The organism is Myroides sp. ZB35 (genome assembly GCF_001865835.1).
Lineage (GTDB): Bacteria > Bacteroidota > Bacteroidia > Flavobacteriales > Flavobacteriaceae > Flavobacterium > Flavobacterium odoratimimum.
Genome location: NZ_CP017769.1, coordinates 3,611,513 through 3,624,857 on the forward strand (window position 1 = coordinate 3,611,513; position 13,345 = coordinate 3,624,857).

At 33.0% G+C, this 13,345-nt stretch carries 9 protein-coding genes; 2 read left to right on the plus strand and 7 right to left on the minus strand.

The window, feature by feature from the left end; genetic code table 11:
* Positions 1–49: 49 nt before the first annotated feature.
* The 5 genes from BK054_RS15980 to BK054_RS16000 form a co-directional block, all read right to left on the minus strand.
* On the minus strand, positions 50–2,149 hold the full coding sequence (locus BK054_RS15980) for a hypothetical protein (protein WP_071307531.1): 2,100 nt from the start codon (positions 2,147–2,149) through the stop codon (positions 50–52).
* A complete protein-coding gene (locus tag BK054_RS15985) occupies positions 2,139–2,819 on the minus strand; it encodes a DUF1266 domain-containing protein (RefSeq protein ID WP_071307532.1) in 681 nt (226 codons plus the stop codon). The genes BK054_RS15980 and BK054_RS15985 overlap by 11 nt, the downstream gene beginning before the upstream one ends.
* A 2-nt stretch (positions 2,820–2,821) precedes the next feature.
* Entirely contained in the window at positions 2,822–6,691 is a 3,870-nt protein-coding gene (locus tag BK054_RS15990) for a hypothetical protein (RefSeq protein WP_071307533.1), read from the minus strand.
* A gap of 18 nt (positions 6,692–6,709) precedes the next feature.
* Positions 6,710–7,282 (minus strand): hypothetical protein, encoded by a 573-nt coding sequence (locus BK054_RS15995; RefSeq protein WP_006263924.1) that lies wholly within the window; start codon positions 7,280–7,282, stop codon positions 6,710–6,712.
* A gap of 168 nt (positions 7,283–7,450) precedes the next feature.
* Entirely contained in the window at positions 7,451–7,846 is a 396-nt protein-coding gene (locus tag BK054_RS16000) for a hypothetical protein (protein WP_006263926.1), read from the minus strand.
* A 149-nt stretch (positions 7,847–7,995) separates the two neighbouring features.
* Here BK054_RS16000 and BK054_RS16005 point away from each other — a divergent pair, with 149 nt between their 5' ends.
* Positions 7,996–8,985, plus strand: a complete 990-nt coding sequence (locus tag BK054_RS16005; protein ID WP_071307534.1) for a hypothetical protein — start codon at positions 7,996–7,998, stop codon at positions 8,983–8,985.
* 4 nt (positions 8,986–8,989) lie between these two features.
* On the opposite strand, the gene BK054_RS16010 is transcribed toward BK054_RS16005, so the two are convergent.
* A complete protein-coding gene (locus BK054_RS16010; RefSeq protein WP_006263928.1) occupies positions 8,990–9,628 on the minus strand; it encodes a response regulator in 639 nt (212 codons plus the stop codon).
* Positions 9,628–11,607, minus strand: coding sequence for a tetratricopeptide repeat protein (locus BK054_RS16015; RefSeq protein ID WP_071307535.1), 1,980 nt, complete (start codon positions 11,605–11,607; stop codon positions 9,628–9,630). The genes BK054_RS16010 and BK054_RS16015 overlap by 1 nt, the downstream gene beginning before the upstream one ends.
* A gap of 384 nt (positions 11,608–11,991) precedes the next feature.
* Here BK054_RS16015 and BK054_RS16020 point away from each other — a divergent pair, with 384 nt between their 5' ends.
* The gene (locus tag BK054_RS16020) at positions 11,992–13,056 is read left to right on the plus strand and encodes an SMI1/KNR4 family protein (RefSeq protein ID WP_071307536.1); all 1,065 of its coding nucleotides are present in this window, start codon (positions 11,992–11,994) and stop codon (positions 13,054–13,056) included.
* Positions 13,057–13,345 lie beyond the last annotated feature (289 nt).

Here is a 13,345-nt window from a genome sequence, read left to right on the forward strand (position 1 = left end):
AAAAATAATTTATTTTTTATCAGCGGACGTTCTACAATAGTGAAATTGTTTATTTCTCTCGAAATACACTAGTATACATACTAAGATATCGGTTACATTCTGACTGATTACCCAATTTTTCTGTATTTATTTTTTGTCGTATTGCATAATGACTAACGCTGCTATCTTTGCGCATTGTGGTAACAGGAAACTTGGTAATTAACTCTTTAAAGCTATCATAGGCTGGCTGGGCTAGATCATTTCTAAAGTATATATTTTGTTCCCAATACAACATTTGATAATCTACATTTTCCACTGCTTCATTTTTTAATCTTTCTATTAAGGCTAATGAATATTCATACAAGGACGCATCATAAGTTGTACGCCAATACGCTCTCGCCAAATAAAAGCCCTTTTCATAACTTAAATCAGCTGCAGCTTCAAAAGCCTTAGCCGATTCTAAATTGTTACCCATAATCCAATAGTAAAGTGCATTAGCTCGATAATCTTCTAAACTTTTTGGGTCTGGTACAAGCATAGATTCTGTTACCTCTGGCAATTGTATTTGCGACTTGCTCAAATACTCATTATCTATAAGATAGTACAAGATTGCTTCATTACTCTTAGATAATTGATTGACCTGATATAATTGAACAATTAGTTTTGCACACTCCTTATAAGCTTTGATTTCATAAAGGAATACCACATAATAATTACGCGCCTCCCAATGTTCTGGTCTTGAAACATGAAAACATGAAAGTCTATACTGTAAAGCTTCTACAAACTTGTGTGTATCATTCAAATACTTACACGTCGTCAGTAAAACTGAGTTTATACTTAGTCGATACGGACTATCTTCCTTTAAGTTCATGGCTGTTTCTAATGATTTTAAGGCTTGACCATACTGACCTAAAATAAAGTATGCCTTCCCCTGAAGATATAAGGATTCACCCGTAGCAAGTGCATAATCATGATAAGAATCCACTAAACTAAGAACCTGGTGAAAATTTCCCATCATAGTATAATAATGTGCTAGTGCAAGGAGATAATTAAGCAAACTAGCCCCTTTATTAGCTGCTTCCATCAAAACATTTAATACTGTCTCATCTTCTGGATTAAACATCATAGTTAAAATACTCCCTTCTGTCAGTAATATGCTAGGGTGATCTTCTACCACTATCTTCCCAACATTGATATACTTTAATGCTAGCTCTAACTCGTATTGATACTTGTGATAGATCGCTTTATAATTATAATAACTCACAACTAATTCTTTATCTTCACGACTATATGACTGAAAAAACTCTTCGACGTATTCTTTTGTCAGCTCACGCATATCAACAGGTCTTTTTTCTTTAAAAGTTATTACTTCTAAAACTTCTGACATCTGTTCTAACATCCCACAACTATGAAAACAATCAACGAGATATATTCCCGCCTGAACACTCAACAAGGTTTTACTCCACTTTTGTTCCCATAAAGAAATACACTCCTCTAAATCGAAAGTGTCGTTGGCTACATACTGCGCTATTAATAATTCATTTACTTGCTTATCAGATAAATTATAACGATCTTGATTTAGTAAACCTTCTATGACACTCTGTACTTGTGTTCGCACAGCATAATCTACAAGAACATCAATCTCTGCTTCTTCAAGAATATCTTTATTTAATAGTTGTTTACTATAATTCACTTGTAAATCCCATAAGCGAAGGCGAAGGTTATTTGCTTCTGGATATACAGATAAAGCGTGATGTAAGCATCCAATGGCTACATCGTACTTTTGTATCTCTTCCATCTTATTAGCATACCCTAAAAGAAGAGCCATACTATTAGGGTGATAATCCAATGCTCGTTCATAAAAAGCAACCTCACAATATTGCTCTAACCCACCGATAAGCTCAAACTCTCTCTGCTGATCTGCTCCATAATACTCTAAAACAGAAAGGGCATTAATTACTTTATCATAATCGAAATTATCCGAACCAATAAATCGGGTAAAAAACTCAATATAAAGACGATAAAAAGAGACTTCTTCTACACTTTCTACTGGTGATTTCTCTTCTTGATTAAGATATTCATATCCTTCAATCAAAGTTTGTTCACAGCATTGGTAATCTCTTTGACTAATACTCTGAGCAATAAAAGTAACTAACTCATTAAAATTCATCTCTGTTTTTCCTTAAATTATGATTACTATTTAGCTGATCGTTTTGTAACTCGCGTACTATATTCCAATAATTTCCTTTTCGAGAAAAACTAGTAGGGCTTGCTTGTAAAGAGGCTTCATAAAATTGAATTCCCAACATTATATTTTCTTGTAACTCTCTTCCATTTACAAATACACGTGAGATATATTCAAATAACTCACAATGCCTTGTATGAACTTCCTTCTTTGTTATATATCCCAACACTCCACCTATTCTACAAACTAAACTATAGAGTGCATAATTAAATCCTAAAATACCATAACCTACAATAGCATAGCGTTGTGGATACAATAAACGATATCTATTTCTTAGGTAAGCCCCTTCTAGTTGCTCTACATGCTCTGCAAAAGCAACCTCATCTAGGTGATATATCTCTTCAATAATATCTTTTACGTTGGCATGAAAATACTCTCCTTTTTTTAAATTATGTAAGAAAACACGAAACGACTTACTATTCTTGATTTGATGCATTTGCATAAAACTTTGTACATCATAAACGTGTTCTTCATTATTCGGATCTAAACCAAAAGGTGTATCTAATAAAACGTCTTGAAAATAATACAACAATAGACCGTTAGATATAGATTTTGGATTATTTAAAAAACTACTTAATGCTATACATTCACTCATAATTATGCTTTTAATTGATTGACTAATACATTTAATGCTTGAGAATAATCAGCTGTATAGACTCCAGACTGAACCATTGCTTCTACCCCTATTGCATAAGCTCCACTATACATCGTACCGTGTAATAATTGTGCAAATACCATACGAGCCATCGCACCTATCGATGGATAAATACCTGATGGGGCTGTCTGTGGATCTAATACAATCATATATAGCTTTTGATAAAACTCTATAGCTAGATCAACATTAACTGCCAAAAATTCTTTTACACCAACCACATTGGTCAATATCGGAGAAAAGACAATTGGATTGTCAATAGCGCTACGAGTATAATCGTTAAAATGATTACTAATCATTAATAGATTTTCTTTGTCAATCGAAAAACTCATCATTACCCCTGCTATCTCTACATCTGACAATACTGTAGCAGCACCTTGTTCTTCCTGGTCAGAAGAGTACTGTTGATCTTCGTCCACTACTACTTGACTTATGCTCTCTTGATCTTGCTCTTGTTGCTGATCACCATAAGACCAATCCTCTTGCTGCTCTACATCTTCAAAATAATACCTCTTTAATTCTCTAACAGCTACCGCTAAACGATCTAAATAGTTTGACCAATAACTGTTTTTTTGAATAAAATTGTCAATATAAATAACAAAATCAGGATCAAATTTCTCAGGAGGAAGTTCTTCTAGCATATCGCCAAGATTATCTACAACCAATCTAAAGACCTTTTCTGTTTGATAACTGATATCAACCATCCAATGCTCTTTACCTAAACATCGTAATAATAAGTCTGCTAAAACACTAACTTGCTCTGAAGTCAGCGCATCGCTTGTCATTACTTTAAAGGCATCTTTTCTATAATCTTTTAATAACTTACCCACCCAACGATCATGCTTTCCTTCACTGAGTAAGTAATCTTCTAATGCCATATACCCTGTATGCAAGGTAAACCAATTTATTGTTGATTTATCAATACGTAAAGTAATCTCCACTTGATCACACTCATCATTTAAATCATCACAACTATCATTCACTAAGGTTACTATATCAATACAATCTTCTAAATTATCCTCATAGTAGAAGTCTTCAACAATCTTTAATATCTTCTTGGCATATAACGACCTAAACTTAACTTCCTCTATTGTATCTAATGTAGCTACCATTTGTTTTAAATAGCCAAATAGAATACTTCTATTACTTTTATGTTGTTCTTCTGTAGGTATCTCTAAATCGTCGGTTGTAATTCGTGGCGCTTGAATAAACGCCTCTAAATCACTTCCAAAATCAAGTAATACCAACAACATAAACTGATGGATAGGTTCATTTATACTTCCCGTTGTTGTGCGATTATCTAACCAATCTAACCATTGATCTGTATTGTAAAAAACAGTTTGTAATATTTCTCGTCCCTCTACTTCTTGGTTTACACCCTTTGCCGTCAATAACTTAGGCAGTTTGCATTCATAAGGACCTATTTCAATATTTTCAAATAATAAAGCTATAGATTGACTTACAAAGGGTTTATAATTGATTCGATCACTATAGATAAACCATAAGATCAATAAACATATAGGCAATTGTCCACTTGGCTTTTGTTGAAATTGAACAATGATAATTTTTTGAAACAACTCAGAAAGTAGTTTTTCTTCTATATCCAAAGATAACCACGAAACAAATGCTGCATGCATTTTATATTCCAACTCTATAGGTAGGTTATCAGGACGACGACTGTAATAATACACTTGTCGATAATCCCAAGAATCATTAAAAAGAACCTCCAATAAAGGATATTGTTTATCACTATCTTGAAGGCATAACAATTCTTCTCCTTGATCTAAAGCAATAAGGCTCTCGATTAATACTTCAGAAATAGATTGAGATAAGGTCATATCTTTCGTCAATACATCTGCAAAATAATGACCAGATTGACTAATCCAAAACAACAATATACTATAAGGTGAGGTATCATATCGTTTGCCAATACTTAAACTTGTTGTTAAAGCTTTTGTAAATGCGTGCCAATCTCCTCTAAAGAAATCAGTGATGAAAATATCAGTTGTTGCAAAAGGTCTATACTCAAATGAATCATCGTGTATTTTCACATAATAATGACTACTTAAAACACTATTTTTAAGCTCCTCGTTAGGCAACCATGTATTGGACGTATCTTCATTGATCAACAACAGCTTTATAAGCTTAACAACTACTTTATAAGAATGTCTAGAACTTTCTTGTACCAATACACTCAATACATTGAGGACCATTAAACGTATGGCATTCTCTTCCTCGCTACTAGTGTAATTTTTATAGTTATCATCTATAAAAAGAAGCATGCGATCAACAATATCTTCACTTGGAAAATACCCCAACTCACAGACCTTACTCCAACCTGCAATAAGATTGAATCCGTCTAAAGTATTGTCAAATTCATTACCTACAAGATATAATTCCTTTGCAAGTTCATCAGTAAACACTAAATGTGCTGGTGCCTCTTCTAATAACTGAATTAGAGCATGACGAAGATTACGGTTAATCAATAAACTTACAAAACCAGAGTAATCCAACTCCACCTCAGTATTATCATAAAGACTAATAAGATCAACCCATGAATATAGTTCATTGTCAGAAAAAGTATCTGTATGCCGATCAAATACGACATGCGAATTGAACTTCTTAAGTAATAAACTGATGGCTTCATTTACAACTATTTGCCTTGTATATACATCTGTATTTCCTTGATCTTGTAAATACTTGTTATATTTTACAAATTGAAGTAAACCTTTAAATTGATAATAATTTAAACCGCTCTCTTGTAAGCTTTGAAGCATCAAGTACTCCTCTCCATAATAAAGCAAATAGTAATATCCTGTCGTAGCTGCTCCTCTATTCTTAGCCGTTAATGAGGCTAAACTAATTTGATCATCGATGATTAGCGCACTACTCATGGCTAAATCGTAATCTGTATGCGTCGTATAAGCTGATATCGCATCAAAAAGACGAGTCGGCTCCTGCTCTTCTATTCGATTAAGGAAAGAATATAAATGAAGACGAGCTACATCTAAATAAGGCTTAAGCCTATTTGTATCTTTTAGTCGATCAGTTAATTTGTCATAGACTTCAATTAAGTCTTTCTCCGATGTACATTGAATAAGGTGTTCAAAGGCCTGATCCACTTTAAAGTTTCCTTGGAAACTATTAGGATGAGCAAACCATAAAAAGCCTTCTATACGAACAAATTCATATTCAAACACAGTAGTTAAATCCGCCCATTTCAAATGAATATTTTTATTGACCTGCTCATCAAGAGGATATTGTTTTAACTGAACTAGATTTACTAATTGTCTAACAATACGGTGAATACCGTAAGTTTCTTCCTTCAACAAAGAATCCAGTGAAGCTGGCTCAGATAGTAAATCCTCATATTCATCTAGTATCTGCTTTGAATATGGAATATAGTTTAGAAGATCAGTTTCCATAGCTATTACAGCCTCATTTATAGGCAATAACAAATAGGGTTCTAACAACTGCAGTTGTTCCTTTGCATACTGTATAACTCGATAGTTTTTATAAAACTCATCGTTATACTTTGTAACTTCACCCTCGGAAAGCTGGTGTATCTTTTCAGGTATTTGCTCTTGATTATACCCCAAACTCTTTAAAATCCTTGCTACTCCAAAGTGCTTCTCCTCTACTAACTTACTTCCACATCCTCTACAGAAATTCCCCTGAGCTGGGGTAAGAGAAACACACCAGCCACAACGTACATCTACACGGACACTACCTGCACAAGCCACGCATATATCCCCTGGCTGGTAATCAACTGGCTGTGGTGTAGAACATGATTCACAATAAGTGATAACTGCCATACTATACGAACTATTTTTCTATCTACCTTTTCTAATTTTTGCCCAAATGTTCTCTTTCTCAATTGCTGTCATTTCTTTAACTAGCTTACCTATTGACGACTTTGACTCTCCTTCCATTTTTAGCTGTAAAGCTACCTCGTAATCAGAGGAAGCGACAAACTCAGCTCCACAGGTACGACAAAATTGACCTGGTCCCGTACTTAAACACCAATAACAATTGTGAACAGGCTCTGCTTGAAGACCACAAGACAAACACAAATCTCCCACTTTATAGTCTTTTGGTTGCTTGGCTTGGCAATGAGTACATTTTACAATATCCGCACTCTCAATCACCACTGCCTCTTGTTTAGCTATAGATTCGGCAACACCTATCCCAGTACTAGCCTGAGTACCTAAAGCCCATTGCATTATAATATGTGCAGTTTCAACATTCATAGCCGTAATTTCAATCAAAGTACGCGTATCACCTATTATCACAAAATCTTCTTTTGTCATAATTCCCGCTTCTGCTAAAGCTTTAATATCTTCTAGCGTTGCACCTTTTTTACACAATATATGTTCTAGTAACTTTGGGAAATTTTCTGTATTCATAATTTCTATTATTTTGAGTTGATTCTGCTAACTTGAATATAAACCTGAGGGACATCCTTCCCTTTATAGTAAAGCAAATGGGGGGAATTCCCCCCATTATTACACCCTAAACAATTCCAAGTGAAACAAAGTTAACTCTGGTTTGACTTTTATTTTTCAAGCAATTTTTTATAGTTTTCCTTCTAAAAACTCTCTAATTACCAAGTCTGTAAAAAAACCACTATGATGTCCACCCCAACAAGCAGTGAGAATAAATACATTTTCAACTAACTCTAATTTTTTATTTTCTTCAGCTCCTTCGTTTGCAATACAGTTTACCTCAATCTTATCGATTGACTCTTGTACTGCTTCTTTTCCAAAACTATCTTTACACAGCTCTTTCATAGCATCCATTAGACGTTGCAAACACACACTTGGAACAAATTTAATATGTTCTAATTCAAACGTATCCCAATTAATTTGAATTGGTAATTCTTTATCTACAAGCGCATTTAGCTCTTTTTGATATTCAGTCACATACTGTTCTTCAATTGCTGTATAAGCTCTTTTTTCTTGTAATCCCATTGGTACTTATTTTCCTGTTAATACTTTTTCAAAGATCTCTTCTTTAGATTTGACTTAATAGACCTAAATTTGGTAATTATTTATATCACGGAATTCCGTGATATAAACTCTCAGAGAAGTATCATACCTTTTCTTCAAACTTAATAAACATGATAAAGCCCTTATTAATTATTGGAATTCCTTTGCTTTTACTAATACTCGCTGTAAATAACCTATCTACTCTTATGGGAGGTATGTCTAGGAAAAAAGCAAATCTTTTGATACAGACCTATCTTGATTGTGAATTTAAAGGACAGCTTAAAGTAACAGAAATTAGACGATTCTTTAATGCAGGTAATATGAATCCTAACATGTTTTCCGTTATTGTGTATGATAAAAATTTAGAGGAAATAAGATGGATTTTATACTTTGATGCCAAAATATTAAAAACTGAAAATAGAATTGAGCAAGGGGTATCTTATGCCCAACCAATACATATACAATATGAAAAGGCATTAACAGATTACTACACAAAAGAAGCGATAAATAAGCAAATGAATATAGTAAAGTGCAACGTAATATTTGAGTACTATTCACTCACTACAAGATTTCATTATACTCCTGAAGCAACTGAAAGAAAAGCAACTATTAAGAAACTTCTAAGTTTACTTAACCAACAAAGGGAAAAAATAGACCTTAGTAGTGCGTTTACCATTATAAATTTTTTACCTAATAATAAGGAAGATATTTTAGAGATTGCCATACATACAAAAGATGGCGCTTGGGAAATCGACAGTTGTACAGTAAACCAAAAAACAAATTATTTCGAAATTTTGGAAAAAAAGGCGGTGCCAGATCGCATGAGTTATTTAGAAAAAATAAGCCATCGTTATAACTCTCATGATTTTTCTTTATTATATATAGATACAGATTCTTTCACTAAAGGAGCGTGGGTACACCTATTGATGGATACAAAAGCAGTAGGACAAGAGCAAAACGGCTATCACAGCACTCCTATAACAGCAGTATTAATAGAGACCATTAATTTGACAAATCAAAATGTGATACAACGAGATATAATCCCCATTACTGAGTCCAAATCATTTGTATCTCTTATAGAAGATATAAAGCCTCAGTTGGGAATAACCTATACTTTTTAGTTTTCTACGAATCAAAAAGTCCTGTCTCAATAGCAAACTTTACTGCACCAGTAGTTGTCTTAGATCCCGTTTTTAATAATATATTTTTGCGATGTGTTTCTACTGTATTGACAGATATAAAAAGTTTCTCTGAGATTTCTTTAGAGGTCATCTCCTCTGCCAAAAGTGCTAAGACTTCTTTTTCACGTTGGGTCAATTCAATATCCTGATATTTTTTTTTATCAAACACACTTTCCATATAACGCTGTTTAATAACTTCTGAAAAATATTGCTTATTATTAAGTAGTTCTCTTACAGCTAATTGCAATTCCTCTTTATTTGTAAATTTAGGAACAAAACCATCTGCTCCTTTTTTAATTACTTTGTGTACCACACGTGGGTTATCCAACATACTTAACACCAGTACCTTTATAGATGATTGATCCTTTTTCACCTTAGTAAGCAACTCTATACCATCCATCTTAGGCATATTCAAATCGGTAATGACTAACTGTATATCAAATTGCTCTAACAAACGTAATACTTGTGTTCCCTCTGTTGCTAAATGCACTTGTTTTACTTCTTCCATATCAAGTAATATGGTGTTTAATCCCTCTAAAAACATCAGATGATCATCTGCGATGATTATATTTATTCCGCTCATTACTTATTTATTATAGGTATATTTATTGCTATAGAAGTTCCATATTTAGCATTGCTATCTATTTCAATACTTCCTTTTAGTTTTTCTAAACGCTCACTAATATTGCGCAACCCAATTCCTTGTCTCTTTACCTTAGTAAAGCCAATACCATTATCATTAACAAGAATATTGAGGTGATCCTCATGCTTTGTCAACTGAACTTCAGCGCTTGATGCCTTAGCATGCTTGATAATATTAGTAATTAATTCTTGAACAATGCGATACACTCCTGCTAATACATCATCAGATAGCTTATTGATTTCCGCTTCTGGAAAGAAATAGGTTTTAATAATTAAATTATTTTTCTGACTTACAGTTTCGACATATTCTTTCAAGAAACTACTAAAACCAATGGACGAGAAAGCCAACGGATGTAATTGATGCGACAACAAACGTAAATCTTTACACGCATTGTTAATGGCCTCTTGTAAACGCTTGGTTTGCAGCTGAGTCTCTTGTTGAGAAAAATAATGCTCAAAGGCAATCTTGATTCCCGCCAGATCACTACCTATTCCATCGTGCAATTCACGAGCCAATCGAGCTCTTTCTTCCTCTTGTCCTTTTTGATATCGCTCTATCATAGAAATTTTATGATCTTTGACCATTTCACTAATCTTGTGATTTGCATTCTTCTCAAGCTCTACTTGTAGTTCTTGTGACACTTTCAAACGTTGTAGATAAAAGTACCTCAAAATAATAAGGAGAATAGAAACTAATATAAACCCAATAATAAAAGTATTTCGAAGCTGCTTTTGCCGAACTACTAATTGTTCTACCTCGCGAAGCTCTGCCTCTTTTAATCCTTGTTCTTTTTCAAGCAGTTTTATCTTTGTCTCTTTTAGTTCTGTTTCATACTGTTGTTGTAGCCCGGCCAAATGTTTTTCTTTCTCAATTGTGGTAAATTTGGTTTGGGCAATAATACTCCGATGTAAGTAATTATACGCTTTTTCATATTGCTTTTGGTCTGCATAAAGTGATCCTAAATTCTGGAAAAAATCAGCATTATAAGCTAATATGGCACGTTCTTGAGAAATACTCAATGCTTTTTCAAAATACTTTATTGCCTTGGCTGTATTTCCTACTTTACTCTCACATAACCCCAAATCATTCAATACAATTGACATATCAGTAACATAGTTCAATTCCTCTAGTAATGAGTATGTATTTTCCAATTGTGGTATAGCTTCTTTAAACTTTTGTTCTTGTACTAATATTTGAGCCAAATTAATCTTAACATAAGCTTCAACCATCTTATTCCCTTCTTGCTGACGATATTTTAGAACAGTCATATACTGCGCCCTAGCTTCATCAAACTTTTTCTGTTCTTTTAAGATATTACCATAGTTAAACAAAGTGGTTAGTACTCCATCAGTATCTTCGATTGATTTATACAGATCATTAGCTAGTTTTAAGCTTTCTATCGCTTTATCATGCATTCCCTTCTTTATATACAGGGTAGCTATATTCTGATAAGCATTTGCCTCTTGAAGAACATCCCCCACAGCTTTAGCCTTCTCAATACATATCATAAAACTTTCCATCGCTTTGGAGTATAACGATAAATTTTTATAACTAAGCGACAACAGATTATATGCAGCAGGTAACCCCTGCTCCATCTTTAATTTTTCTAATAATTCAATTGTTTTTAATGCATATTCTACAGACTCTTTATAATTACCATTAATTGAACTTAAGTTACCTAAAGAATAGTAGGCTCGAGCCTTTTCTTTTTCTAAATCATGCTCTTCACTCAAGGCTAACCAAGTAACAGCAGCTTTTCTAGCTTTATGTGGTTCTGAATATACATATTTTGAATATACTTTTGCTAAAGAATCTATAGTAGTTGATACTTGCTGCTGGGCTTTACTTTGATTAAAAGTAAAAAAAGAAATTATAATAAATAATAAAGTTACTTTACTAATAGGATTAGCTAAATTCAATACAATGAGATATTAATACGTTTCTTCTTATTCACACCGCTCTTTTGTTAAGTCTAGGTACAAAACAAATGCTTGTGAAGTTTTTAAAAACAAAACTACAATTTTTAAACTTCTACAAGAATGAAAGTTTACTTGAATTTAAAAAAATACTTAAAACTCCATTTCTTTCATTTTGATAAGAATAAAATAGAAGTCATCTTAACTTTTTAGTTTTGTACAACTTTTTCAGTCCTGTAACAATAAAAACTCTGAAACTCAATACCATCTAGCTAGAGCCTGAGGTATCAAATCTATGGAGTAAAGAACGAAAGCTATCTAACGTAAGTTTTGAAGAATATCTTTCTTGAATACGAACAAAATTACTACTTTCGAAAAAAAACTACGATGGTAAATTTGAATTTTCGTTATGTAGGCTTCTTGATTAACGATACCTATTATGACTTTCCAATTCCTATTGAATCTCTAATTAGTGAAATTGGACAACCAGAAGTTGTATCTTTAAAAGTTAATACGATATATATATGGCATGAAGTAGGACTGAGAGCTTTTGCTAAGGAAGAGGGAAAAATAGAGGCTATAGAAGTTCCTTTTAAGAAAGTAGAACATAAGTATGCTCCTCAATCAACCTTTAGGGGAACGATTACAATTAGTGATGAGTATGATCCGATGACCTATTATGAAATCAATAAAGAGGATCGAGTAAAGCTTTGGCCAGAAGATACTAATGGGGCTTTTGCTTTTTGTGATGTTTGTGTTTGGTATGGTATGAAAGACGGAAAATTGGAATCTTTATCGATACGGGGATATAATGAAGAGGAATCTATAGATATTTTACATATTGATCCTGAGTTTGCTTATCTTGAGGATATATGGACTAATTGGAAAGGGACTATTCTTGAATTTGTAGATAAACAAAATAAGTACTATAATATAAAGCCTGGAATTACTCAAGAAGAGCTTGATACAGTGATAAGTTCTTCTGAAGAGCTGGTATTACCTGCCGAGTTGATTAATTTTTACAAAGGTGGAAATGTATATTGGAATGCAGTCACATCAGTTTTTGGTTTTAATGTGAATGGTTGGATCTACGATTTGTTACCATTTGAAAAAATTGTTGAGGAATGGGAAGATGTTAATGGGGTAATAGATGAAGAGGAAGAAGTTAAAGAAGAACTAATAGCCAAGTTTGATAAGAAATTAAAATGTGATGGTTATGTAAACAAGCGTTGGATCCCAATCGCAGAAGGTAGAAATGGTGACTATTTACTATATGATACAGATCCAAGTGAATCGGGTTACTATGGACAAATTATAGAACTTCAAAATGAATCATGGCAACGAAATGTAGTGGCAAATAGTTTAAAAGAATTGATTGAAAGTGAAATTCTTTATACAAAAACGAACAGTGAAGAGAAGTTTGATTTTATTTTAGAAAATGGAGAGTTTTAAAAGATAAGACATTTTTGAATATAGTAATTGTAATGACAAAGTAAGAGGGTATCCCAAAAGGTCACCCTTTTATTTTGTATACAAAATCATCATTTTTGATTACAATCAAGATTCAGCACATTTAAAACATATTTTAGCTCTAGGCTGTTTTATTTTTTGTTTAAGAGGAAAACTGTTTTTTGATGTAGATTTGGCTTTATTTTTGGTACGTTTACTTAGATTATACACAAGTGCTATCAGCTCAATTTCAACCATTTACCCCCCCTATTAATGTAAATCTAGTAAATTT